Source organism: Mesorhizobium sp. M00.F.Ca.ET.216.01.1.1 (assembly GCF_004010325.2).
In the GTDB taxonomy this organism is placed as follows: domain Bacteria; phylum Pseudomonadota; class Alphaproteobacteria; order Rhizobiales; family Rhizobiaceae; genus Mesorhizobium.
In genome coordinates, this window is record NZ_SADR02000025.1 from 75056 (window position 1) to 97291 (window position 22236).

At 62.1% G+C, this 22236-nt stretch carries 26 protein-coding genes and 1 pseudogene; 11 read left to right on the forward strand and 16 right to left on the reverse strand.

All coding sequences use genetic code 11. The annotated features are described in order from the left end of the window. Nucleotides 1–23: 23 nt before the first annotated feature. Nucleotides 24–668 (reverse strand): 50S ribosomal protein L25/general stress protein Ctc, encoded by a 645-nt coding sequence (locus EN859_RS27325; protein WP_127855838.1) that lies wholly within the window; start codon nt 666–668, stop codon nt 24–26. Nucleotides 669–1270: 602 nt separating this feature from the next. Between EN859_RS27325 and EN859_RS27330 the strand changes: the two genes are divergently transcribed. From EN859_RS27330 to EN859_RS27340, 3 genes are read left to right on the forward strand one after another with little or no spacing between them, the layout of a single operon-like run. Further along, nucleotides 1271–2113, forward strand: a complete 843-nt coding sequence (locus tag EN859_RS27330) for an N-acyl homoserine lactonase family protein (protein ID WP_127855839.1) — start codon at nt 1271–1273, stop codon at nt 2111–2113. After that, nucleotides 2110–2583, forward strand: a complete 474-nt coding sequence (locus EN859_RS27335) for a winged helix DNA-binding protein (RefSeq protein WP_127855840.1) — start codon at nt 2110–2112, stop codon at nt 2581–2583. Before EN859_RS27330 ends, EN859_RS27335 begins: the two co-directional genes overlap by 4 nt. 8 nt (nt 2584–2591) lie before the next feature. Beyond that, nucleotides 2592–3041: an SRPBCC family protein gene (locus EN859_RS27340; RefSeq protein ID WP_189502253.1), complete on the forward strand. Its 450-nt coding sequence runs from the start codon at nt 2592–2594 to the stop codon at nt 3039–3041. Between the two features lie 26 nt (nt 3042–3067). Here EN859_RS27340 and EN859_RS27345 read toward each other — a convergent pair. Next, nucleotides 3068–4318, reverse strand: a pseudogene (locus EN859_RS27345) (MFS transporter). A 112-nt stretch (nt 4319–4430) separates the two neighbouring features. Between EN859_RS27345 and EN859_RS27350 the strand changes: the two are divergent. After that, the gene (locus EN859_RS27350) at nt 4431–5288 is read left to right on the forward strand and encodes a helix-turn-helix transcriptional regulator (RefSeq protein ID WP_127855842.1); all 858 of its coding nucleotides are present in this window, start codon (nt 4431–4433) and stop codon (nt 5286–5288) included. A gap of 53 nt (nt 5289–5341) precedes the next feature. Here the strand turns inward: EN859_RS27350 and EN859_RS27355 are convergent, their stop codons facing one another. The 6 genes from EN859_RS27355 to lgt all read right to left on the reverse strand — a co-directional run bounded on the left by EN859_RS27355 (nt 5342) and on the right by lgt (nt 11108). Beyond that, nucleotides 5342–6277, reverse strand: a complete 936-nt coding sequence (locus EN859_RS27355) for a ribose-phosphate pyrophosphokinase (RefSeq protein WP_127855843.1) — start codon at nt 6275–6277, stop codon at nt 5342–5344. A gap of 125 nt (nt 6278–6402) precedes the next feature. Beyond that, nucleotides 6403–7008, reverse strand: coding sequence for a hypothetical protein (locus EN859_RS27360; RefSeq protein WP_127855844.1), 606 nt, complete (start codon nt 7006–7008; stop codon nt 6403–6405). 54 nt (nt 7009–7062) lie between these two features. Further along, complete coding sequence (locus EN859_RS27365; protein ID WP_127855845.1) at nt 7063–8214, reverse strand: Xaa-Pro peptidase family protein; 1152 nt, start codon at nt 8212–8214, stop codon at nt 7063–7065. Then, nucleotides 8214–9008 carry a peptidoglycan editing factor PgeF gene (gene pgeF / locus EN859_RS27370; RefSeq protein WP_127855846.1) on the reverse strand — a complete coding sequence of 265 codons (795 nt, stop codon included), beginning with the start codon at nt 9006–9008 and terminating at the stop codon, nt 8214–8216. The genes EN859_RS27365 and pgeF overlap by 1 nt, the downstream gene beginning before the upstream one ends. Before the next feature lie 127 nt (nt 9009–9135). Next, nucleotides 9136–10215, reverse strand: a complete 1080-nt coding sequence (locus tag EN859_RS27375) for a class I SAM-dependent methyltransferase (RefSeq protein WP_127855847.1) — start codon at nt 10213–10215, stop codon at nt 9136–9138. A 17-nt stretch (nt 10216–10232) separates the two neighbouring features. Beyond that, nucleotides 10233–11108 (reverse strand): prolipoprotein diacylglyceryl transferase, encoded by an 876-nt coding sequence (gene lgt / locus EN859_RS27380; RefSeq protein WP_127855848.1) that lies wholly within the window; start codon nt 11106–11108, stop codon nt 10233–10235. 131 nt (nt 11109–11239) lie between these two features. On the opposite strand from lgt, the gene EN859_RS27385 reads away from it, so the two are divergent. The 3 genes from EN859_RS27385 (at nt 11240) to EN859_RS27395 (ending at nt 12844) form a co-directional block, all read left to right on the forward strand. Next, entirely contained in the window at nt 11240–11542 is a 303-nt protein-coding gene (locus tag EN859_RS27385) for an accessory factor UbiK family protein (RefSeq protein WP_127855849.1), read from the forward strand. Between the two features lie 423 nt (nt 11543–11965). Beyond that, nucleotides 11966–12466, forward strand: coding sequence for a YbjN domain-containing protein (locus EN859_RS27390; RefSeq protein ID WP_127855850.1), 501 nt, complete (start codon nt 11966–11968; stop codon nt 12464–12466). 18 nt (nt 12467–12484) lie between these two features. Then, a complete protein-coding gene (locus tag EN859_RS27395; protein WP_127855851.1) occupies nt 12485–12844 on the forward strand; it encodes a tRNA-binding protein in 360 nt (119 codons plus the stop codon). Here the strand turns inward: EN859_RS27395 and EN859_RS27400 are convergent. Beyond that, nucleotides 12841–13422, reverse strand: coding sequence for an alpha/beta hydrolase (locus EN859_RS27400; protein WP_189502256.1), 582 nt, complete (start codon nt 13420–13422; stop codon nt 12841–12843). The genes EN859_RS27395 and EN859_RS27400 overlap by 4 nt on opposite strands. 118 nt (nt 13423–13540) lie before the next feature. Here EN859_RS27400 and EN859_RS27405 point away from each other — a divergent pair, with 118 nt between their 5' ends. Then, a complete protein-coding gene (locus EN859_RS27405) occupies nt 13541–14020 on the forward strand; it encodes an Lrp/AsnC family transcriptional regulator (protein WP_127855853.1) in 480 nt (159 codons plus the stop codon). Between the two features lie 20 nt (nt 14021–14040). Here the strand turns inward: EN859_RS27405 and EN859_RS27410 are convergent, their stop codons facing one another. The 4 genes from EN859_RS27410 to EN859_RS27425 form a co-directional block, all read right to left on the reverse strand. Further along, entirely contained in the window at nt 14041–15063 is a 1023-nt protein-coding gene (locus EN859_RS27410) for a glycosyltransferase family 1 protein (RefSeq protein ID WP_127855854.1), read from the reverse strand. A gap of 207 nt (nt 15064–15270) precedes the next feature. Next, the gene (locus tag EN859_RS27415; RefSeq protein WP_127855855.1) at nt 15271–16683 is read right to left on the reverse strand and encodes an ATP-binding protein; all 1413 of its coding nucleotides are present in this window, start codon (nt 16681–16683) and stop codon (nt 15271–15273) included. Nucleotides 16684–16725: 42 nt separating this feature from the next. Next, entirely contained in the window at nt 16726–17445 is a 720-nt protein-coding gene (locus EN859_RS27420; RefSeq protein ID WP_127855856.1) for a response regulator transcription factor, read from the reverse strand. Then, nucleotides 17432–17965 carry a MarR family transcriptional regulator gene (locus EN859_RS27425; protein ID WP_127855857.1) on the reverse strand — a complete coding sequence of 178 codons (534 nt, stop codon included), beginning with the start codon at nt 17963–17965 and terminating at the stop codon, nt 17432–17434. The genes EN859_RS27420 and EN859_RS27425 overlap by 14 nt, the downstream gene beginning before the upstream one ends. A 249-nt stretch (nt 17966–18214) precedes the next feature. Between EN859_RS27425 and EN859_RS27430 the strand changes: the two genes are divergently transcribed. From EN859_RS27430 to EN859_RS27440, 3 genes are all read left to right on the forward strand, one after another. Then, nucleotides 18215–19108 (forward strand): branched-chain amino acid aminotransferase, encoded by an 894-nt coding sequence (locus tag EN859_RS27430; RefSeq protein ID WP_127855858.1) that lies wholly within the window; start codon nt 18215–18217, stop codon nt 19106–19108. A gap of 146 nt (nt 19109–19254) precedes the next feature. After that, complete coding sequence (locus EN859_RS27435) at nt 19255–19572, forward strand: hypothetical protein (protein ID WP_127855859.1); 318 nt, start codon at nt 19255–19257, stop codon at nt 19570–19572. Nucleotides 19573–19741: 169 nt separating this feature from the next. Then, nucleotides 19742–20383 (forward strand): MBL fold metallo-hydrolase, encoded by a 642-nt coding sequence (locus tag EN859_RS27440; protein ID WP_127855860.1) that lies wholly within the window; start codon nt 19742–19744, stop codon nt 20381–20383. A 109-nt stretch (nt 20384–20492) separates the two neighbouring features. On the opposite strand, the gene EN859_RS27445 is transcribed toward EN859_RS27440, so the two are convergent. The 3 genes from EN859_RS27445 to EN859_RS27455 form a co-directional block, all read right to left on the reverse strand. Further along, a complete protein-coding gene (locus tag EN859_RS27445; protein WP_127855861.1) occupies nt 20493–20912 on the reverse strand; it encodes a BA14K family protein in 420 nt (139 codons plus the stop codon). Nucleotides 20913–21106: 194 nt separating this feature from the next. Next, nucleotides 21107–21319, reverse strand: coding sequence for a cold-shock protein (locus EN859_RS27450; RefSeq protein WP_006202521.1), 213 nt, complete (start codon nt 21317–21319; stop codon nt 21107–21109). Between the two features lie 243 nt (nt 21320–21562). Beyond that, nucleotides 21563–21775: a cold-shock protein gene (locus tag EN859_RS27455; RefSeq protein WP_006202520.1), complete on the reverse strand. Its 213-nt coding sequence runs from the start codon at nt 21773–21775 to the stop codon at nt 21563–21565. Nucleotides 21776–22236: the final 461 nt, after the last annotated feature.

Consider the following 22236-nt stretch of genomic DNA (forward strand, 5'->3'; position numbering starts at 1 on the left):
CGTCACCTCCGGGCGGGAAGGGATTACTTCTCTTCGTCGGCTGGAGCCTCTTCAGCTTCCGCCGCTTCGACCGCCTCTTCCGCCGCCTCCGGCTTCATCGCCGCGGAGCCGGCAATGGTCGCGATGGTGAAGTCGCGGTCGGAGATCACCGGCTTGACGCCGGCCGGCAGCTTGACTGCCGAGATGTGGATCGAATCGCCGATCTCGGTGCCGGTGAGATCGACGGTGATGAAATCCGGGATCGCATTGGCCGGGCAGTGGAACTCGACTTCGTGGCGCACGATGTTGAGCACGCCGCCGCGCTTGATGCCGGGCGACTTGTCCTCATTGATGAAGTGCACCGGCACGTCGACATTGACTTCGGTGTCCTTGCCGACGCGCAGGAAGTCGACATGGACCGGGAAATCCTTGACCGGGTCGAGTTGGAAGTCCTTGGGCAGGACCTGGATCTTCTTGCCGTCGACGTCGATCGTGGCGATCGTGGTCAGGAACCCGCCGCCATGGATCTTGTAGAAGATGTCCTTATAGGTCAGCGCAATCGCCAGGGGAGGCTGCTTGTCGCCGTAAATTACTGCAGGCACTTTACCGTTGCGGCGAACTGCACGGGCGGACCCCTTACCGACCTGTTCGCGCGCTTCGGCCTTGAGCTCGTAAGTATCTTGGCTCATGGCATTTCCTTTCGCGTTGTTCTGGAGCGCTCGCGGCCGGCAATGTGCTTGCCGCAAACGTCGAAAGCCGTCACGGCTGTGCATGATCTGGTCCAAAAACGACTTTTGGGATCATGCAGGCCCGGCGGCCTTCCGCCGCGTTGCCTCCAAGGGTGTCTACGCGGGTGGCGGCTCTATAGCGGAAGGCGGCGGGTGGCGCAAGCCAAAGGCGGGCAGCGTCCGCAAGGCCTACAAGGGGCCGGCCCGACGGCCCAAGGTTTTTTGGATCGTCGCCTGAGCCTGGCGGAGTAGCGTCCTCTCCGCGCGTGTTCGTATCACCATGCAATATTTTGGCCGATCGGGAATCTCTCGAAGGCGCTTGAGGACAGATGATCGCCATGCGCGGCGACATCCTGCCCGCGCAAAAATCCGCAACCGTCCTGATATATCGGCTGTCGATTTCGGTTCGATGACCTCCCGCACAGCGGGCACGCCCTCTTATTGACCTCCGCAGGCGCTGAAACCTCGATCGTGCGGCGCGTTGATCTTATCTCCCCGGACCATGTTGACATCAAAATACGTGATATGCCATAAGATGACATGTCATCTTATGGAGAATGATAATGAGAGTACATGCCATCCGGACCGGATCGGTCCGCATCAAGACGGCCCAGGTTGAGGGACGCGGCCATGGGCTTGCCAGCATCTTTGCCGACAGGGACTGGTCCGACTGGTTGCCGACCTTTGCCTGGGCCATCGAGCACGAAGAGGGGGTCATCGTTGTCGATACTGGGCAGGCGGGACATCTGCTGAACGGGCACGGGCACTCGCTGCATCCATTTTTTCGCTGGGAGGTATACTTCCGTGTCGAGCCGGAAGAGGAGATCGGACCGCAGTTGCGCAGCCTGGGTATCGGGCCGCGCGACGTCAAACGGGTGGTGCTCACGCATCTGCACATGGATCACGACGCGGGCCTCGTGCACTTTCCACATAGCGAGATACTCGCCGCCCCCGGCGAGATCGACGCGGCGTCGGGACTCATGGGAATGATTCGCGGTTACCTGCCGCAGCGTTGGCCTAACTGGTTCAACCCCGTACGGCTCGAGCTCGACGATGGACCGTTCGGCCCATTTACGGCGAGCAAGCGCTTGACCAGAATGGGAGACGTCGTAGCGATCGCTACCCCTGGTCACACTGCCGATCATCTTTCGGTGCTGGTGGAGGATGGCGACGCGACGCTCTTTCTCGCAGGCGACACTTCTTACAATGAAGCACTGATGCTTGCCGGCAAGGTGGACGGCGTGGGGCCTAACGCCAAGGTTTCCGCCGCGACCCTGAGCGCCATCCGGCACCTCGCCGAGAAGCGGCCGACGATCTATTTGCCAACCCATGATCCGGAGAGTGCTGTGCGACTCGCTGCGCGTCAGCTGGCGACCGCGCCGCTCGAACTGGGAGGGGCGGCATGAAACCGGAAGAGGAGCTGCGATTCCTAATCCTTGGTGCCCAGCGTGAAGGCAATAGGCTCCTTACCGACTTGCTCATCCCGCTTGGCATTACATCTTCCCAGGCTGAAGTCATCAGCTGCCTGAAGGCCGGCGGACCAATGTCGCTCAACGCTCTCGGCAAGCTGCTAGTTTGTGAGACCGGCAGTCCCAGCCGGCTGGTAGGTACGATGGTCGAGCGAGGGCTCGTCGCAAGGCGAGAAAATGCGGACGATCGTCGGCAGGTGGAGCTAGAGCTGACAAAGGAGGGCCTCCGGCTCGCCGTCGAAATCCGGCAGGTCGAAGCTCGGCTTTATGGATGGTTGGGCCAGCGGCTCACTCCGCAGGAGATCACGACCGCCGTCTGTCTGCTGCGAGCTCTGATCGTCGGAACAGCTGCCGGCAAGGCAATCGCCCAGCGCAATGGGCAACTATCTCATCTCCCCAAAGAGTGAAGTCGCAAATGTTCGAAATATCAATCCAGATCGATAGGCCTGCCCAGACCGTCTTCCGCTACATCGAGGATATCGAGTCGGCTCCGGCTTGGTACTCGGCGGTACAGTCGGTGACGAAGCTCACGGCCGGCCCAGCCGGTCGCGGCACCCGCTACGCTTTCAGCCGCGAACTTGGCGGGCAGGTTCTCGAAAATATCGTGCAGGTCACGGAGTTCGAAGTCGATGCACTGCTGACTTTATTGAGCCTAAACGGACCGACACCATTCAACTATCGCTTTAGGCTGGTGCCGAAGGGCAACAAAACGCATCTCCACCTCGAGGGTTCGATCACCGGCAGAGGGCTCCCTGGGGCGATGGTACTTCTCGCGCCGCTTGCGTCCACCTTCTTCGAACGCGGCATGCGAGCAAATCTGCTGAACCTGAAGCGAATTGTGGAGACCGCTCGTCCAGCAGGGTGATCTTGGGATTCTGTTGAACGCAAGTCTCACCTGACCGTTGTCGCCGGTTCGAGCTTTCTCGCTTCCTTCATGTTCGGCAGGAACACCGTCAGCAGCCCGAGCAGCGGCAGGTAGGCGCAGACCTGATAGACGAAGTCGATGCCTTTCATGTCGGCGACGACGCCGAGCACGGCAGCGGCGATGCCGCCCATGCCGAAGGCAAAGCCGAAGAAGATGCCGGCGATCATGCCGACCCGGCCCGGCACCAGTTCCTGCGCGAAGACGACGATGTTCGAGAAGGCCGAGGACAGGATCAGGCCGATCAGCACCGTCAAGGCCATCGTCCATTCGAAGTTGGCGTAGGGCAGGGCCAGCGTGAATGGCAGCACGCCAACGATCGAGAACCAGATCATTGCCTTCTGCCCATAGCGGTCGCCGAACGGGCCGCCGAGCAGGATGCCCAGGGCCGAGGCGCCGAGGAATAGGAACAGCATGACCTGCGACATCTGCACCGAAACGCCGAATTTGTGGATAGCGTAGAAGGTGTAGTAGCTGGAGATGTTGGCGATGTAGGCGTTCTTGGTCAGCACCAGCAGCGTCAGCACCGCCAGCGCTGCCATCACCTTGCGGCGTGGGAAGGGCGAGACGAAGCTTGCCGTCTTGCGGCTGGCAAGCGAGGCGCGCAGGCGGCTGTATCAGCCGCCGACCTGCCACAGCATGATGATGCCGAGCAGCGATCCGCCGGCAAACCAGGCTATGCTGGTCTGGCCGAGCGGCACGACGATGAAGGCGGCCAGCAGCGGTCCAACCGCCTGGCCGAAATTGCCGCCGACCTGGAACAGCGACTGGGCAAGGCCAAACCGGCCGCCGGAGGCGAAGCGGGCGATGCGCGAGGATTCCGGGTGGAAGATCGCCGAGCCGATGCCGATCAGCGACGCGCCGATCAAAAGCAGCGAGTAGTGTCCGGCATAGGCGAGCACGACAAGGCCGATCAATGAGGATGCCATGCCGTAAGGCAGCGAGTAGGGCATCGGTCGCTTGTCGGTAACCATGCCGATCACCGGCTGCAGCAGCGATGCCGTCACCTGGAAGGTGAAGGTCAGAAGGCCGATCTGCCAGAAATCGAGGCCGTAATTGTCTTTCAGCAGCGGATAGATGGCCGACAGCAGCGACTGCATGATGTCGTTGACGCAATGGCAGAAGCTCACCGCAAGGATGACAGTGAAGGCCGTCGCCTGCGCCGAGCTGTGGCTGGCCGTCGCGGGCGCGGCGACGGTGGTGGCAGTCGTATCAGTCAAGGCATGCTCCGTGGTTGTTTTGGCGGCGCTTCGGCAGCGGAGCCTTATAGACCGGTTGTCAGGCGACTTCTTTCGTGGTTTGGTCCAATAGTTTCGCAAGTGGGCCAGACCAATGCCGCATGGCAGGGAAATCTTCAAAGTGGACGACGCCGATCTCGGGCAGTTGCATGCGCGTCGCTGGCAGTGGCTGGAGCAGGCCATCGGGCCGGCGGTGGCGTTGCCCACCGAATATCCGGATGGCTACCACGTGCCGCAGCACCGTCACAGCCGCAGCCAGTTGCTGCATGCGCTGGTCGGCGTCGTGCTGGTGACGACGCGGCACGGACGCTGGATGGTGCCTCCCGATCATGCGATGTGGATCCGGGCGGGCATCGAGCATTCCGTCGAGATGCTGGGCGATGTCAGCATGCGGTCCGTCTACGTGATGCCGGGCGCCATTGCCGGGCTACCGGACGGATTGCGTGTCGTCGGCATCACCGACCTGATGCACAGCCTGATCGTGGAATCGGAAAAGCTGCCGCAGGGCGCTGAGCTGGAGGGGCGCGGCGGGCTGATCATGAACCTCTTGCTGCATGAAATCCCGAACCTGCCGGAACGGCCGCTCGGGCTGCCTTTTCCTTCAGACCGCAGGCTGGCGGCGCTGTGCCGGCGCTTCGTGGCAGCACCCTCGCCGCATGCGACGATCGACGAATGGGCTGGTATCGTCGGCATGAGCCGCCGTTCCTTCACCCGAGCCTTTCATCGCCAGACCGGATTGTCGCTGTCGACGTGGCGCCAGCAGGCCTGTCTGTTCGCTGCCCTTCCGCGCTTGGCTGACGGCGAGCCGATAACAAGGGTGGCGCTCGATCTCGGCTATGACAGCGTGCCGGCCTTCATCACCATGTTCAAGCGCATGCTGGGAGCGTCGCCGCGCGGCTATATGCGCGGCGCGCGCGATGTCGGCGAAGGCATGCGGCGAATAAGCGCTTGAATGCGCCCCCGAACGAAGACCAGCGCAGCGCAAACCAAGTTTCCGCCTATCCGCTAGTCGAACAGGCTCGACACCGATTCCTCGGTCGCGGTGCGCGAGATCGCCTCGCCCATCAGGTCGGCGATGGAGATGACGCGGATGTTGGGGGCGTCGAGCACCGCCTGGGCCGGCTGGATGGAATCGGTGATGACCAGTTCCTGCAGCTTCGAGGCGCTGATGCGGGCAACGGCGCCGCCGGACAGCACGCCGTGGGTGATATAGGCAGTGACGCTGGTGGCGCCGCCGGCAAGCAGCGCATCGGCGGCGTTGCAGAGCGTGCCGCCCGAATCGACGATATCGTCGATCAATAGACAATCTTTGCCGTCAACTGCGCCGATGATGTTCATGACCTCGGATTCACCCGGGCGCTCGCGGCGCTTGTCGACGATGGCGAGTTGCGCATCGAAGCGCTTGGCCAGCGCACGAGCCCGTACCACGCCGCCGATATCGGGCGACACGACCACGACATTGGCGAGCTGCTTGTACTTCGCCTTGACGTCGCGGGCCATGACCGGCACCGAGAACAAATTATCGGTCGGGATGTCGAAGAAGCCCTGGATCTGGCCTGCATGGAGATCCAGCGTCAGTACGCGGTCGACTCCCGCACGCGTGATCATATTGGCGACCAGCTTGGCCGAGATCGGCGTGCGGCCGGAGGCACGGCGGTCTTGCCTGGCATAGCCGAAATAGGGAATTACCGCTGTGATGCGCTTGGCCGAAGAGCGCATGAACGCATCGATCATGATGAGTAGCTCCATCAGGTGATCGTTGGTCGGGAACGACGTCGACTGCAGGATGAAGACATCCTCGCCGCGCACGTTCTCCTGGATCTCGACGAAAATCTCCTGATCGGCGAAGCGCCTGACGCTGGCCTTGCCCAGCGGGATGTTGAGGTAGCGGGCGACCGCTTCGGCCAGCACCCTGTTGGAATTGCCCGCGAAGAGTTTCATGCACCGTCCCTGGTGGAGGATTTCTTCGGGCTTTTAGCGGCCCGTGCCGGTATTGCAAGCCTCGTGACCGGGAATCCGCCGGCTAATGTCAAGAAACGCTCACGCCATCGCAAGTCGGCAACATTTCAGCCGGCCTGCCCGCCAAGCCATGCAGCGAACTGATCGACCGTCTGGTCGGCGATTGCCTGCATGGTCGCCGGTGAGACCGCCGTCCAGCCTTCGCCGCCATTGACCGATGGCGCCTTCTGTTGGCCGTTGATACGATGCAGCCGGTTGCCCGCCGGGTCATAGACATCCCAGACATAGATGACGGTGGTGTCCTTGCCTTCCGAGATCGCCGAAAAATAGCCTTTCAGCACATGTGTGGCGGTCTTGTCGGCGCTGCCCGCCAAGGTGATGCCGCGTTGCTTCGCCCGCGTCTGAAGCTCTGCGGTCAATGGCGTCGCGGCTTCAACCGAGGCGCCGACGATCGGCGCTACCTGCAGCCGCGTTCTGGCAAGCACGGCGGCGTTCTGGGCCGGCGTGGCGGGTGCCGATGCAGGCGGGGCAGCAGGCGACGATGGCGCCGGGGCGGCGACAGTCGCAGTGCCCTGCGTGGCCGGCAGCGGCTGTGTCGACGTCGTCGTCGGCGGGGCGATGGCCGAAGGTTCGAGGACGTCCTTCGCATTGGTGCAAGCGGTCAACGCCAGCGCAGCGAGCAATGACACGGTCGTCATGTGCGATCGTCTCATTTGCCTGAAATCTCCCTGGCGATGCACGCCTATCACACTGTTGCCCTTATGGATTCACTGCACGATCAAGTCGAGATCATGGCGGGAAAGCGGTCTCGGCTGCGATTCGGTGGTCAGATAAGTGCGGCCAAGCGTCATCGCCGTCTCCGTCTCGGAGTCCATGATGATCATGTGGGCGAACAGCGTCATGTTGGGCGCAATGGGCTCGGGATTGCCTTGATAGAACATCGGCATGTCCATCCAGGACGGCGTGAAGCGAGCCCCCAGCGAATAGCCGCAGGCATTGAGCCGGTGCTTGGTCAGATTGTGTGCTTCTAGCGTGCGGGCATGGGCGTCGAAGACGTCGCCGAAAGTATTGCCCGGCGTCATTGCTTTTTCAACGGCAAGAAGCGCAGCGCGGGCGGCGTCGAACAGTTCCTGGTGGCGCTTCGAGACCTTGCCGGTCAGCACGGTGCGCATCATCGCTGCGTGGTAATGATGGAAGACACCTGCCCATTCGAGGGTCAGCTGGTCGTTCTTGGTCAGTTTCCGGCGCCCGGCCTTGTAACGGCAGAGCAGCGCATCCACACCCGAGCCGATGATGAACTCGTTGGCCGGATAATCGCCGCCGCCGGCAAAGATCGCGCCCTGCATGGCGGCAAGGATCAAGGCTTCGTCGCCACCCTGCTTGATCAGCGGCAGGGCTGCGTCCAGTGCATCGTCGGCAAGGTTGGCGGCCTTTTCCGCCTTGGCGATCTCAGCCGGGCTCTTGAACAGCCGCAGCCGGCTGACGATGCCGGAGGCATCGGCGATCTGGCCGAAAGTCTGCAACTGCTCGTCGAGGCGACGGCCATTGTAGGCAGTCAGGCCGTGGGTGTCGTATTCGACGCCGATGCGGGCGCCCAGCAGGTCGAGCTCATTGAGCAGGTTGCGCAGGTCGACCGCCGGATTGGCACCGTCGCGGTCGGTCCACAATACGATGTTGTCGATGATCGAGGTGTGGCGCGCCTGGCGCAGATCGGCCGAGCGGGTGAGCAGGACCATCGAGCCGTCGGCCTTCACCACCAGACACTGGAAGAAGCAGAAGCCGAATGTGTCGTAGCCGGTCAGCCAGTACATGCTTTCCTGAGCAAACAGCAGGACGGCATCCAGCTTCTTCTCGGCAATCTCGATCATCAGCCGGTCGCGCCGCGCGTCGAATTCTGATCGTTCGAAATGCAGCGCCATCACTCTTTCTCCAAAACGATTGCCGAAATCTGCCGCCCGTAGTCCGCTTCCCCGCGATGCGTGGCGCGCCGGTAGGAATAGAAAAGGTCTTCCTCTGCGTAAGTACAGCGGCGGAGGCCTTCAGCCGTCACGCCGGCCTTTTTGAGCCGGTCGACCGTATAGAGGTTGAGGTCGAACATCGCATGGCCGGAATTTGCCGAGGGCGTGAAATAGCTGATATTGCCGGCGTCGGCCTCGACGAAGCGGGCGACGAATTCCGGCCCGACCTCGTAGTTTTTTGGGCCGATGGACGGGCCAAGCACGGCGACGATGCGCTCGCGCCTCGCGCCGAGGCCTTCCATCGCCGCAATGGTGTTTTCAAGCAGGCCGGTGAACGCACCCTTCCAGCCGGCATGTGCCGCGCCGATGATGCGCGCATCGGCGTCTGCGAACAACACCGGTCCGCAATCGGCTGTCGAGGCACCGACGGCAATGCCCGGCCGGTCGGTGACGATGGCGTCCGCCTTGGGCCGCTCGCCGACAAAGGGCTCCCTGGCAATGACGACGTCGGGCGAATGGACCTGGTGGGCGGTCAGCAAATGGCTTGCCGGGATACCCATCCAGTCGGCGACGCGGCGGCGATTCTCCGCTACCCGCGTCTGCTCATCGTTCGAGCCGGTGCCGATGTTGAGGCCCTGATAGATGCCGCTGGAGACACCGCCGACGCGAGTGAAATAGCCGTGATGGATGCCTTGCGCTTTCGCCCCTTCCAAGAGCGGCGACCGAACGGGATCCGGTTTGGTCTGATTCAGCATGGGCGCGTTGTTGTCCGTGCGGGCGATTTCGTCAAGGCGAAGTTCAGGGCCGACGGTCCGGCCTCTGTTTTGCGGGGCTAGCGTCTCTTTCACAGGAAGGGAGAGTGAGAGAGGCGGCGGCGAAAAGTCAATCCAAAGCAGGAACGGTGATGCCGCTGGGTAGGACGGCAAGTACCTTGAACAGTTCGCCCATCGCCCGTGGGCCGGCGAGGCGTTCAACCTCGCCCGCTATCTTCTCTCGCGCCGCTACGTCGGCGTTGGCGCCCAGCAGCCCGGCTCGCGCGAGAAGGCCCATGCTAAGCAGGAAATCACCCTGCGTGGCGAGGTGCGCATCGAGGCCGTGCGCCCGGACAACAGCGGCAAGCGCGGCGAAGTCGACATGCGCCGTGAGGTCTGCCTCGCCCGGATTGGCCAGCACATCTTCGTGATCGTGCTTGCGCAAAGCCTGCAATGTGTCGCCGACACCCGGCCGAATATGGCCGTAGTCGATGAACAGGCCAGCGCCGCCATCCCGGGCGATCCGTTCGGCAATGGCTGCCATCAGTGCAGTGCGGGCTGGCGCTACCTCGACGATTGCGCCTTGCGGCGCGTCGGCGGCATCGTCCGGCAGCAGTGTTGGATCGATCGAACCTGCGCCGGCGAAAAAGCGCAAATCATCAACCTCGTCGAGGCCGATAACCCGTTCGCGCCAGCCCGCTCCGGCACGGACGAACTGGCGAATGGGCACCGCGTCGAACAATTCGTTGCCGACGATGAGCAGCTGCGCCTGCGGCAGCGTGTCGGTGGTTTCGTGCCAGCCGAGCCTGGCCGATGTCCCGGCAAGCGTCTGCTTCTGGATCGCGGTCAATCTCGGGCTGGTCTCGATCATGGCGAACGTCGCGCTGGTGGCGAGCGCGCGATCGAGCCGCGAGAAAGTGCGCAGCATGTCCTTCATCAGCGTGCCGCGGCCGGGGCCGATTTCGGCGATGGTGACCGGAGCGGGCCTGCCGATCGCCAGCCAGGTCTGATAGAGCCAGACGGCGACCAACTCGCCAAACATCTGGCTGATCTCCGGTGCGGTGACGAAGTCGCCGCTTGCGCCGAAAGGTTCGCGCGTCGTGTAATATCCGTGCTTGGGATCGAACAGGCAGAGTGCCATGTATTCGTTGACCGGGATCGGCCCCACCGCACCGATCAGGTCGACGATGTGGGTTTTAAGCTGTGTCATGCCGGTCGCGGTTGCGTTTACGCATCGCGCTTTCCAAAAATCGATTCCGATTTTTGGGCTGATGCGGTAGCCGTCGCCATCGCCCAGATGCCGGCAAGCAGCATCGGCAGCGAGAGCACCATGCCCATGGTGAGCCAGCCGGTGCCAAGCAGATAGCCGAGCTGCTGGTCCGGCTCGCGGAAGAATTCGACGAAGATGCGTGAGGCGCCATAGCCGGCGATGAAGGCGCCGCCGACGAAGCGCGGCGTTTTCAGCTTGAGCCGTGAATGGGTTAGGAAGCGCAGGACCAGAAACAGCACAAGGCCTTCGAGCAATGCCTCGTAGATCTGGCTCGGATGGCGGGAGAAGGGGCCGCCATTGGGGAATTCGACGGCCCACGGCACGCTTGTCGGCCTGCCCCAGAGTTCGGAGTTGATGAAATTCGCCAGGCGGACAAGGCCGAGGCCGACGGGAACGCCGGCGGCCACGACGTCGAACAGCGACCATGTGCGGATGCCGCGCGAATAGGAAAACAGCGTCATTGCGAGAATGACGCCAAGCAGGCCGCCATGGAACGACATGCCGCCCTGCCAGACGGCAAGGATATCGAGCGGATGGGTAATATAGCGCGGCAGGTCGTAAAACAGCACGTAGCCGGTACGCCCGCCCACCACCACGCCAATGGCCGCCCAGACGATGAAATCGTCGAGGTCTACGGGCTTCATCGGCAGGCTGCCGTCGGGCCACAGCCTTGCATTGGTGACGAGCCGCTTGGCATACCACCAGGCGAACAGAATGCCGACGATGTAGCCGACGCCGTACCAATGCACTGCTAGCGGCCCGATGCGGACGATGACCGGATCGATGTTGGGGAAGGGCAGGGCGGCCAATGGCAGCAGGAAATATTCGCTCAATAAGGGTCTCCCGGTTGCGACCGCGTACGGGCGCGGACCATGCGGCAGGGTTTTGGCGGGGTCAAGGCAAGCCTGTTCTTGCATTCCGCGTCGCGGCCCACTACGTCAATTCCACCAAGCGAGGATTTGCCATGGCGACCGGACCGAACCGCATTCTCGATGAATTCGCCAAGCTGATGACTGACGCCGCAGGTGCTGCGCAAGGCGTGCGGCGCGAGGTGGAAACCGCCTTCAGGGGGCAGGCCGAGCGCATCCTGAACTCCATGGACGTCGTGCAGCGCGAGGAATTCGAGGCCGCGCGCGAGATGGCAGCAAAGGCGAGGGAAGAAAACACCCGTCTCGCTGCCCGCATCGAGGCACTCGAGGCGAAGCTTGCGGAATTGACCGGGCAAGCCGCACCTGCGGCTGCGGCAAAGCCCAGATCAAAAAAATAATCGCTAAACTTTTCCACAAAGCACAATCCGAAAAAGCGCTTTGCCGTGAATCGTTTACCGGCATTGCATGAATCTTTGTGACAGCGCCTTTCCACATGCGAATGACGCAGTGCGAAAAATTGGGCTGGTCACGCGACTCCCGATCAATAGACTGAATTTGTTGCATGATTCGGAGCAGGGTCATGCGCCGGGCGGTGGGGTCCGGTCTTGGGGTCTTTGCGTTTGAGAAGTTCCTGGCCGTCCGAGTTCTAGACAAGATTGTTCGTTGGGTGTGCCTCTCCCGCGGAGCGTGTGGTGGCGCTCACTAGAGCGACGTGCGTCCGCTTGGACGCACAAAGTACGCTCTAGAACTTTGAACGTTCGCATCGTGCTTTCCGAAAAATCGATTTCGGACCGATGCGATGGATCGACAGGAAGCATTCCATGGAACTTCTCGAACTCGAATTCTCCCGCGAAATCCACCCGGTGGATGTCATCGAGCAGGTGGCCCACAACAACGACTGGTCCTTCGAACGGGCCGGCGATGACGAGATTTCGATTTCGGTTGCCGGAAGCTGGACCGACTATCACGTCTCATTCTCCTGGATGGAGGATTTCGAGGCGCTGCATCTGGCCTGCGCTTTCGACATCAAGGTTCCAGAGGCACGCGCACTCGAGGTGATGCGGCTGCTGTCGCTGATCAACGAGCAGATGCTGTTCGGCCATTTCGACCTCTGGGAGCAGGAGGGCGCGATCATGTTCCGCCAGTCGCTGCTGCTGGCGGGTGGGGTCGAGCCGTCGAGCCAGCAGGTCGAGGTGCTGCTGTCGTCGGCGCTGGAAGCCTGCGAATGCTATTTCCAGGCATTCCAGTTCGTCGTCTGGTCGGGGACCTCGGCCAAGGACGCGCTGGCAGGCGTCCTGTTCGAGACCTTCGGAAACGCCTGAGCCTGGGTCCTGACCTCGATGAGTTCGAGCAGCGCGCGCAAGCCCGAGATCAGCTTCGCCGATTTCGATCGTGTCGATATCCGCGCCGGAACGATCATCGAAGCAGAACCGTTCCCGGAGGCGCGCAAGCCGGCGATCAAGCTGAAGATCGATTTCGGCCCGGTGATCGGAGTGAAGAAATCCTCCGCGCAGATCACCAAATACTATGCGCCCGAGACGCTGATCGGCCGGCAGGTGTTTGCCGTGGTCAATTTCCCGCCGCGCCAGATCGGGCCGTTCATGTCGGAAGTGCTGACGCTTGGCTTCCCCGACGAGGAGGGGGCCGTGGTTCTGGGCGCAATCGAACGCAAGGTGCCGAACGGCGGGCGGCTGTTTTAAGCTAGACGCTCGCCTTTTGCTGGCGGGACCGCGCCCACACGTTGTATCTCCTCGGCGAACTCTCTCAGCAGGTGCAGCCCCTCCGGCCAGTCGCCCAGACCGCTCGCGGCGTTGATGTGTCCCAGCGCGCTCAGTTCGATGAACCGGCTTCCCCATTGCTCGGCACAGCGCCGCTGATAGATGACGCTGCCGAAAGGATCGTTGCCGCTGGCAACAATCCGCGTTGGGAAGCGGAGCGGCGCAGCAGGTACGGTGGTGAAGCTTGCCGCCGCTGATGTGGGGAATGCAGCCGATTGGGGATTCGGAACCGAGACGAGAAAGGCACCGGCGGCAGCAAGACTCGAGCGTGCGCTCCAATTCGCGACGAGCAGGCAGGCGAGGCTGTGAGCAACAAGAATGCAGGAAGGGCCGGCCTCCCCGACGGCCTCGTCGAGGGCAACGATCCATTGCCCAAGAACGGGTGCATTCCAGCTTGCCGGGCGGAAACGGCGCATTGCCGGATCGCAACGCTCCCACAAGGTCTGCCAGTGTCGTTCGCCGGAGCCGCCGATACCCGGCAAGATGACGAAGCGTCTCACGATCTTTTCCTCATCCGAACTTTCCCTTCGATCCGTGGCCATTGTGCCTGCTTGCGCAGGGTCGAGGAATAAGAGATTATCGGAACCGTCAGCGCCTTGCCGATGGATTGAAGGCAAAATGTCGTATCTAACAACAACATCGCTCGACGAAACCGATACGTTGATCGTCGAAGCGCTGCAGGAAAACGGCAGGCTCGCAATATCCGAGCTCGGCCGTCGCATCGGCCTTTCCCAGCCCGCGACGTCGGAGCGGGTCAAACGCCTCGAGGAGCGCGGGGTTATCTCAGGCTACCACGCGGTCATCGATGCCAAGAAGCTCGGGCTTGGCATGATGGCGATCATCCGTGTTCGCACGACCCATGAAAATATCCAGCGCTGTCTACGGCAATTTTCCGAAATGCCTCAGGTCCTGGAAGTCCATCGCATGACTGGCGAGGATTGCTTCTTTCTGAAGGTGATCGTGCCGTCGCCGGAGCAACTGGAGAGCATCGTCGACACGGTCGCGCGTCATGGCGCCGTCACGACCTCGCTCATCCTGCGCTCCGAACCGGCGAAGATGTTGAGCAGAGATTTGTTGAGGGCCGCCGGGCTGAATTGACGGGCGGCGGGAGCGGCCAGTCAGGCCGCCAGTTTGCGCGGCATTCCCAGCGCTTCCTCGACCGTGTCCAGGAACATTTCGGCGCAGGCTCTCCAGCTGTAGCGCATGGCGCGCTGGCGCGCCTCCGCCCGGTCGATGTGAAGTGCTTTGAGCGCTGCCTCGCGCAGATCCTCGGACACAGCCCCGCCGACGCCGTCGCCGACGATGTCGATCGGCCCGGTCACCGGATAGGCGGCGACCGGCGTGCCGCTGGCCAGCGCCTCGATGATGACGTTGCCGAACGTATCGGTGCGGCTGGGAAAGACGAAAGCATCGGCCGAGGCATAGATTTCCGCCAGTTCGTCGTTCGGGCGATGGCCGAGGAAATGCGCATCGCGATATCTGGCCTTGAGCTTTGCAAGTTCCGGTCCCTCGCCGACGACGACCTTGCTGCCGGGTAGCTCAAGATCGAGGAAGGCGGTCAGGTTCTTTTCGATGGCGACGCGGCCAACGCAGAGGAAGATCGGCGCCTTGAAGCCCAGGCCTTTTCGCTTTTCCGGCCGGAAATGCTCGGTGTCGACGCCGCGTGTCCATGGCTTGAGCTTGGTGAAGCCGCGCGCCGAAAGGTCGTCTGCCAGCGACTGGGTGGCGACAAGAGTGCCCTGTCCGGAATTGTGGAAATCGCGCAGCCAGCGGTAAGTCCAGCTTTCAGGGACAGGCAAGCGCGCGCTCAGATACTCGGGAAAGCGCGTATGGTAGCTGGTCGTGAACGGCCGGCCCGCGTTGCGGCAGTAGCGCCGCGCCATGATGCCGAGCGGACCTTCGGTGACGATGTGGATGTGGTCCACCTTGCGCGCCTCGATCAGGCGCGCAACATGGCCAGGGGTCGTCAGCGCCAGCCTGATGTCCGGATAGGTCGGCAGGGGCAGGGTGCGAAATATGTTCGGCGTCAGGAAGTCCGCCTCGACGTCAAGAGATTTCAGCGTTTCCGAAAGCCGCTCCAGCGTGTGGACGACGCCGTTGACTTGCGGGCGCCAGGCGTCGGTGACCATCAGGATGCGCATGGCGGCCCTTTGCTGGAGAACCCGTCGGTTGCCTTGATACGATGCCGGAACGGCGACCAGGCCGCAGCTCTCGCTTCGCACCACCGTACCCGGAAGGGCGCGGAGTCGAAATGAGGCAGCAAGGCCGAATCAACTGATGTCGCGCGCTTCATGCGCGCTCTTCAGCATGGTTTCATGACGGGCGGATGAAGCCGCGACTTCACCCCATCAGGCGGGAACCTTGATCACCGCGCGCAAGCCGCCGAGCGGGCTGTCGTCCAGCATGATGTCGCCGCCATGGCTGCGGGCAATGTCGCGGGCAATGGAAAGGCCAAGCCCGGTGCCGCTGGCGTCGAGGTTGCGCGCTTCGTCCAACCGCACGAAAGGCTTGAACACATCTTCGCGCTTGCCGGGCGGAATGCCCGGGCCATCGTCATCGATGGTGACGACAAGCGAGCCGCGACCGTGGTCGGCGCCGATCTCCACGGTCATGGCATAACGGAAGGCATTGCCGACGATATTCGACAGCAACCGGGCGAAGGCCTTGGGCCGCACATGCACGTCGGGATCGCCGCTGAACGTGGTCGACAGCTTACGCTTGCGTAGCGCAGCCTCCTCGCCGAGCTTCTGGAAATAGGCCTCCAGATCGAAGCGGCCGGCATCTTCCGACGCCTCCCCGCGGGCAAAGGCGAGATAGCCCTCCAGCATCGACTGCATGTCGTCGATGTCCTGGCCGAGCGCCTCTGTATCGGCCCTGGTCCCGGTTAGCGCCAGCTGCAGCTTGAAGCGGGTGAGGATGGTTCTCAGATCGTGGCTGACGCCGCTCAACATGGCGGTGCGCTGTTCGAGCTGGCGCTCGATGCGTTCGCGCATCTGGATGAAGGCAAAGCCGGCGCGGCGAACCTCCTCGGCACCGCGCGGGCGGAAGTCGCGCGGCATCGGTCTACCCTTGCCGAAGCTTTCGGCCGCCTCGGCCAGCGTCAGGATCGGCCTGATCTGGTTGCGCAGGAAAGGAATGGCGATCATCAGCAGCACCAACGAGGTGCCGACCATCCAGATCAGGAAAATGTGGGTGTTCGACGCATAGGCCTGGCTGCGGCGGACGAAGACGCGCAGAACCTTGCCCTCGAGCTGGACGCGGACCTCGACGATATTGGAATTGCCGACAGTATCGATCCAGAACGGACGGTTGATCTGGCGGGTGATCTCGGCCGAGAGGATCTCGTCGAGGATCGAGAAGAACGGCTTTGGACCGGGCGGCGGCAGCGGGTCGGGCGGCAGCAGGTCGACCTTCAGCTGCATGCGATCCTGGGCGATGCGGATGATGTTGGCGTAGTCGGCGTCGTGCGGATAGGTCTCCATCATGTCGATGATGGCGGCGATGTCGCGCACGGTGGCCTGGGACAGGCGCTGCGTCACGGTTTGCCAGTGGCGTTCCATGAAGACAAAGGCGATCACCGATTGCAGCAGGATCATCGGCGCGATGACGATGATCAGAGAGCGGGCATAGAGCCGCTTTGGCATGTAGAGCGCAACGAGGCGCCAGAACCGCTTCCAGGCGCGCGGCATTGCCTTCAGCATCCGCATGGCGCGAGCGCTCAAGCCGTCATCTTCCGGCCTTTCCAGTTGCGTGGTCGCCATTCGCCCTTCCGCTCGTCAACGGCCGTGGCCGTCAGCGGCATTCTATTCCACGCTGAGCCGATACCCAATACCACGTACTGTCTGCAGCCAGACCGGATTGGACGGATCGCGTTCGATCTTGCGGCGCAGCCGGTTGATCTGGACATCGATGGTGCGCTCGCCGACGTCGGACTCGTCGCCGACAAGCTCATGGCGCGGTATCGTTTCGCCCGCCCGTGCCGCGAAGATAGCCAGGATCTCCTGTTCGCGGTCCGTCAGCTTCAGGGCCTCGCCGCCACGCTTCAATTCGCGTCTGGCGATCTGGAACGTGTAGGGGCCGAAGACCAGTTGCTCGACTTTGGGCGTCGTCGCGGGGCCGCCACGGCGCAGGATGTTGTTGATGCGCAGGATCAGTTCGCGCGGGTCGAACGGCTTCGGCAGATAGTCGTCGGCGCCGGCTTCGAGCCCGGTGATGCGGCTGTCGGTTTCGGTGAGCGCGGTGAGCATCAGGATCGGCACGTTCTTCTGCGCCCTCAGCGCCTTGGTGAGGTCGACGCCGCTTTCCCCCGGCATCATCACGTCGAGCACGAGCAGGTCGAAGTCGAGACCGGCGAGCTTTCGCCTGGCCTCGCCGGAATTTCCGGCAACGGTGACGCGAAAGCCGTTCTCCGTCAGATATTGCTTGAGCAGGTTGCGGATGCGAGTGTCGTCATCCACCACAAGCAGATGCGGTGCGTCATCGTCCGGTGCTGTCGGATGATCAACCCTCTCAATGGTCTCCATGGCTTTTCCCTGACATTTTTGCAGGCACAATGCCGATCTGCGTTCTTAGTTCCGGATTGACCATCGCTTCCAGGAATCGTTCGATCATGGCGCGTTCGGTGGTTCCGGAATCCTCCAATGCAGCACGGATGCGGCGTGACTGTGGCCGCGCCAGGGCCAGCGCCAGGGCACGGCCCTTGGCGGTCGGGTAGAGTTCGCGCTGGCGGCGGTCGCGAGGGCCTTGCAACTGGACGATATGGTCGGTGTCGATCAATTGCTTGAGCACGCGCGCCAGGCTCTGCTTGGTGATCTTCAGCACGTCGAGCAGTTCGGCGACCGTCAGGCCAGGCCTGCGGTTGACGAAATGCAGTACACGGTGATGGGCGCGGCCAAAGCCATAGTCGGCCAGGATCTGGTCAGGATCGGAGGTAAAGTCGCGATAGGCAAAGAAGAACAATTCGATGATGGCGAAGTCGATGCCGTCCTCGTCGGTGACCGCCGTCCTGATCGGTTTTACGGCTGCGTGGTTGCGATCCGTCATCTTTTCTCCGTGCGAAGCAGGAAATTAAGTCAGTACTATTGACGTATTTTCCTGGCAATGGTAATTTTTGACAAGCTTTTCGGCTGATTGCGAACGAAAAGGCAAGGAAAAGCCATTTTTCCGGAATTTCCTGAGTTTGCCATGCCCTAAATATCCGCCTACGGTTCGAGGCAAAGGCCGTCTGGTGCGGCTGAAACGAAACACGCAACCACACAATAATGTGCGGGCTGTCGCCCCTGGGAGGTTACCATGGCATCCGTTCCCTTTGATCAGTTGGACGGCTTTATCTGGATGAATGGCGAGTTCGTCAAATGGGCCGACGCCAAGATCCACGTGCTGACCCATGGCCTGCACTATGCCAGCGCCGTTTTCGAGGGCGAGCGCGCCTATGGCGGCGAGATCTTCAAGCTGAACGAGCATAATGAGCGCCTGCATGAATCGGCACGGCTGCTCGGCTTCAAGATACCCTATTCGGTTGCCGAAATCGACGACGCCTGCCGCACGCTGCTGAAGAAGCAGGGTTTTCGGGATGCCTATGTCCGGCCGATCGCCTGGCGCGGCAGCGAGCAGATGGGCGTTTCGGCACAAAACAACCGTATCAACTGCGCCATCGCCATCTGGCAGTGGCCGAGCTACTTCGACCCGGCACAGAAGCTGAAGGGCATCCGTCTCGATGTGGCGGAATGGCGTCGCCCCGATCCGCGCACCGCGCCGTCCAAAGCGAAGGCCGCCGGTCTCTACATGATCTGCACCCTGTCCAAGCACGCCGCCGAAGCCAAGGGCTATGCCGACGCCATGATGCTCGACTGGCGTGGCCAGGTCGCCGAAGCAACGGGCGCCAACATCTTCTTCGTCAAGGACGGCAAGATCCATACGCCCACGCCCGATTGCTTCCTCGACGGCATCACCCGCCGCACGGTCATCGGCCTTGCCAAGGACCGCGGCTTCGAGGTGATCGAACGCGCCATCATGCCGGAAGAACTTGAAGGCTTCCAGCAGTGCTTCCTCACCGGAACGGCGGCGGAAGTGACACCGGTGTCGGAGGCCGGTCCGTACCGATTCGAGGTTGGCGAGATCACCAAGACACTGATGAACGACTATTCTGCGGCCGTTCAACCCAAGCATGCGATTGCAGCAGAATAGCGAAAGTCACAGCTTTTTAGTCAAGCAGGGGCGGTTTTCGGGCCGCCCCTTTTATTTCAGCACTTCTGCATTTGACTTTCGTTTAATTCGGCGTCTCATGATGGCGTCGGCCCCGGGAGGCTGGCAGCTATGGAGGGATTGGTAGTATGGACATGAACACGCTTCTTCCGATCATTGTTCAGGTGATTACGGGTATCATCGGTGGTCAGGCGGTGGGCGCGGCGCTCAAAACAGCGGCCTTGGGTCAGCTTCCCAAAATCCTGGGCGGCGCCGTTGGCGGCGTCGGCGGCGCGGCGATCCTCGGCAGCCTGCTCGGCGGCGGTACGGTCGATCCGGCAGCGGCTGCAGCGGCAGCTGGCGGATTGGGCAGCGCGTTGAATATTCCAAACATCGTTGGCGGTGCCGGCGGTGGCGCCATCCTGACCGGCATAATCGGTGCGGTCATGAATGCGATGAAGAAATAAGCCTCGACGTTTCGGGCTTTTTCACATGGGCGGCTACGGCCGCCCATTTTCTTTTGCTGGTGGACGCGACGGTGGACGCCGTTCGCATGTGTCTCTAAATCAGGCGTGTCTCGATAGACTTGAGCGTTCGAGATGACGCGCGGCACTCCAACCCAGCGAAAGGACAAGCATGGGTCAGCTCAACGCCGGTATCGTGCCGGTCACGCCGTTCCAGCAGAATTGCACGATCCTGTTCGACATGGACGACAAGAATGGCGTCGTCGTCGACCCCGGTGGCGATATCGACAAGGTGCTGGCGGTGCTGAAGGACAATGCGATCATCGCGGGTGCGATCTGGATCACCCATGGCCATATCGATCATGCCGGCGGTGCGATGGATCTGAAGGAGGCACTCGGTATCGAGATCATCGGCCCGCATGAGGCCGACAAGCCGCTGCTCGCCAACCTCGAGAACCAGGCGAAACGCTACGGCATCACAGACGCCGTGCGCAACTGCCTGCCCGACCGGTTCCTCGCCGAAGGCGAAACCGTCTCGTTCGGCGAGCATGTGTTCGAAGTGTTTCATTGTCCCGGCCATGCGCCCGGCCACGTCGTCTACTACAACCGCGCAGCGAGATTCGCCCATGTCGGCGATGTGCTGTTTCACGGTTCTGTCGGGCGCACCGATCTGCCGGGCGGCGACCATGCGGCGCTGATCGATGCCATCAAGAACAAGCTGCTGCCGCTCGGCGACGATGTCGGCTTCATCTGCGGCCATGGTCCCGGCGGCCGCTTCGGCGAGGAGCGCCGAACCAATCCGTTTTTAATCTGAAAGTCGTTCTGACCTGAAGTCGGGCCAAGTTTTGAGCCACAGCTTCGACCAACCGGCAAAAAAAGCGCTGCCCTAGGGCAGCGCTTTTGTTCGAGACAGGAAATCTGCTTCAGTTGGCGGTGCAGAAATGCTGTTCGCCGTCATTGCCGGTAAACGTGCCGGTGCGGGCATTGAAGCTCCGGTAACGGTCCGAACAGTATTCATACCACGCGCGGGTCCAGGGTTCCGCATAACGGTCGGCGTAAACGACCCGCGGCTCCACATAGTAGCGGCGCACCGGCGCCGGCCGGTAGCGATAGTAGCCGTCGTCGTAGCCGGGATCATAGTAGCTATAGCTCGGCTGCGGGTTGGCGAGCGCACCGCCGATCAGGGCGCCGGCCGCAAGGCCGAGGACGCCGGCCGCAACGGCATCGCCATGGCCGTGATGTCGGTGATGGCGCCACTCATCGGCGCTGGCCGCAGGCAAGGTCGCAAGCGTGGTGGCGGCGACTGCGGCGGCCAGGATGGCAGTCTTGAAAATTCGGTTCATTTCGGTCTCCTTCGTGCCGGCCCGGAAAATTTTCGGGGATGCGGTCCGGCTTTACCGAAGATTAATAGACGACCGTGGCTGAACGGGGGCTGAACGGAATTTGCCCCGGGCGGTTCAATGCATGCGACGAAAACCGCACACTCACTAAGCGCGGACCGCCTTGCCGGCCCGCGCCCGATCTGTCTTGCGCCGGCCTAGCCGATCGACAGGTTGACGGCTTTCGGACCCTTGCCGCGCTTGTCCGGCTCGGTGTCGAATGTCACTTTCTGCCCATCCTCAAGACCGGGAAGACCCGACGCCTGCACGGCCGAAATATGGACGAAGACATCCTTCGCGCCATCGTCCGGCGTGATGAAGCCGAAGCCCTTGGCATGATTGAAGAATTTGACGGTGCCGGTCTGCGGCATGGGAAGCTCCTTTGATCCCATCAAGTCCAGTCTCGGGCCGGCAAATGCCCGAATGGAAATTTGTCCTTTATTTTAGCGCTATCGGCAAGAGAAAGTTTTGCGGGCTCCGGCAAGCACCGCCGGACATGAAAAAGGCGCGGCGGGAACCGTCGCGCCTTCAAGAATTCAAGTCCGGCTCCGAAAGCCGGTTCAAAACCTGGAGCGCCGTTTCGTGCCCGAACGGACGCGCGGCACGCCGATGGCTCAGGCCGCGCGGAGATTGACCGCCTTCGGACCCTTGCCCATGCGATCGGGCTCGACGTCGAAGGTGACCTTCTGGCCGTCGACGAGGGTACGCAGGCCCGAAGCCTCGATCGCCGAAATGTGGACGAACACGTCCTTGGCGCCGCCGTCTGGCGTGATGAAGCCGAAGCCTTTGGTCGCGTTGAAGAATTTAACGGTGCCGGTCTGGGCCATTGGGGAAACTCCTTCACCCGTGTCAGTCTTGTGGTTTGCCCGCCGCCTGGCGCCGTGGGCAAGTCCCGGTGGTTGCTTCGGCAGTCATGCATTGGCGCATGGTCAAACCCCCCGCCGAAAACGGGGCCGTCAGAGATTCACAGTATCGGGGAAAGGTCGTCCAAAACGTTCCGCTCTCCGGGTCGCAAATGCCCGAACACAAAATTTATCGCACGGAAACGTGATGGTTGCAAGATAGCGCCGCGGGCCACCCTGATGGGCGCATCCCGACGCGGCGCATCGATAGACCCGGCTCTTCGCGTGGTCATCGGCCAGACCGCGGCCACATATGGTCCAGCGGATGGCATTGCGCCGGATAACATCACATCGCTCTGCCGCCAGCGGACTGCAAACGGGGGTTGCATTTAGCTGGGGAATGGCGAGGATCGGTTTGGTGTGGTTTGGCCGCTGATGCCACCAGG

Excerpts from the sequence above, each read along its gene's own strand:
- EN859_RS27325 (WP_127855838.1), bottom strand. The coding sequence starts at position 668 with ATGAGCCAAGATACTTACGAGCTCAAGGCCGAAGCGCGCGAACAGGTC.
- EN859_RS27330 (WP_127855839.1), top strand. The coding sequence starts at position 1,271 with ATGAGAGTACATGCCATCCGGACCGGATCGGTCCGCATCAAGACGGCC.
- EN859_RS27335 (WP_127855840.1), top strand. The coding sequence starts at position 2,110 with ATGAAACCGGAAGAGGAGCTGCGATTCCTAATCCTTGGTGCCCAGCGT.
- EN859_RS27340 (WP_189502253.1), top strand. The coding sequence starts at position 2,592 with ATGTTCGAAATATCAATCCAGATCGATAGGCCTGCCCAGACCGTCTTC.
- EN859_RS27350 (WP_127855842.1), top strand. The coding sequence starts at position 4,431 with ATGCCGCATGGCAGGGAAATCTTCAAAGTGGACGACGCCGATCTCGGG.
- EN859_RS27355 (WP_127855843.1), bottom strand. The coding sequence starts at position 6,277 with ATGAAACTCTTCGCGGGCAATTCCAACAGGGTGCTGGCCGAAGCGGTC.
- EN859_RS27360 (WP_127855844.1), bottom strand. The coding sequence starts at position 7,008 with ATGAGACGATCGCACATGACGACCGTGTCATTGCTCGCTGCGCTGGCG.
- EN859_RS27365 (WP_127855845.1), bottom strand. The coding sequence starts at position 8,214 with ATGGCGCTGCATTTCGAACGATCAGAATTCGACGCGCGGCGCGACCGG.
- pgeF (WP_127855846.1), bottom strand. The coding sequence starts at position 9,008 with ATGCTGAATCAGACCAAACCGGATCCCGTTCGGTCGCCGCTCTTGGAA.
- EN859_RS27375 (WP_127855847.1), bottom strand. The coding sequence starts at position 10,215 with ATGACACAGCTTAAAACCCACATCGTCGACCTGATCGGTGCGGTGGGG.
- EN859_RS27385 (WP_127855849.1), top strand. The coding sequence starts at position 11,240 with ATGGCGACCGGACCGAACCGCATTCTCGATGAATTCGCCAAGCTGATG.
- EN859_RS27390 (WP_127855850.1), top strand. The coding sequence starts at position 11,966 with ATGGAACTTCTCGAACTCGAATTCTCCCGCGAAATCCACCCGGTGGAT.
- EN859_RS27395 (WP_127855851.1), top strand. The coding sequence starts at position 12,485 with ATGAGTTCGAGCAGCGCGCGCAAGCCCGAGATCAGCTTCGCCGATTTC.
- EN859_RS27405 (WP_127855853.1), top strand. The coding sequence starts at position 13,541 with ATGTCGTATCTAACAACAACATCGCTCGACGAAACCGATACGTTGATC.
- EN859_RS27410 (WP_127855854.1), bottom strand. The coding sequence starts at position 15,063 with ATGCGCATCCTGATGGTCACCGACGCCTGGCGCCCGCAAGTCAACGGC.
- EN859_RS27415 (WP_127855855.1), bottom strand. The coding sequence starts at position 16,683 with ATGGCGACCACGCAACTGGAAAGGCCGGAAGATGACGGCTTGAGCGCT.
- EN859_RS27420 (WP_127855856.1), bottom strand. The coding sequence starts at position 17,445 with ATGGAGACCATTGAGAGGGTTGATCATCCGACAGCACCGGACGATGAC.
- EN859_RS27425 (WP_127855857.1), bottom strand. The coding sequence starts at position 17,965 with ATGACGGATCGCAACCACGCAGCCGTAAAACCGATCAGGACGGCGGTC.
- EN859_RS27430 (WP_127855858.1), top strand. The coding sequence starts at position 18,215 with ATGGCATCCGTTCCCTTTGATCAGTTGGACGGCTTTATCTGGATGAAT.
- EN859_RS27435 (WP_127855859.1), top strand. The coding sequence starts at position 19,255 with ATGGACATGAACACGCTTCTTCCGATCATTGTTCAGGTGATTACGGGT.
- EN859_RS27440 (WP_127855860.1), top strand. The coding sequence starts at position 19,742 with ATGGGTCAGCTCAACGCCGGTATCGTGCCGGTCACGCCGTTCCAGCAG.
- EN859_RS27445 (WP_127855861.1), bottom strand. The coding sequence starts at position 20,912 with ATGAACCGAATTTTCAAGACTGCCATCCTGGCCGCCGCAGTCGCCGCC.
- EN859_RS27450 (WP_006202521.1), bottom strand. The coding sequence starts at position 21,319 with ATGCCGCAGACCGGCACCGTCAAATTCTTCAATCATGCCAAGGGCTTC.
- EN859_RS27455 (WP_006202520.1), bottom strand. The coding sequence starts at position 21,775 with ATGGCCCAGACCGGCACCGTTAAATTCTTCAACGCGACCAAAGGCTTC.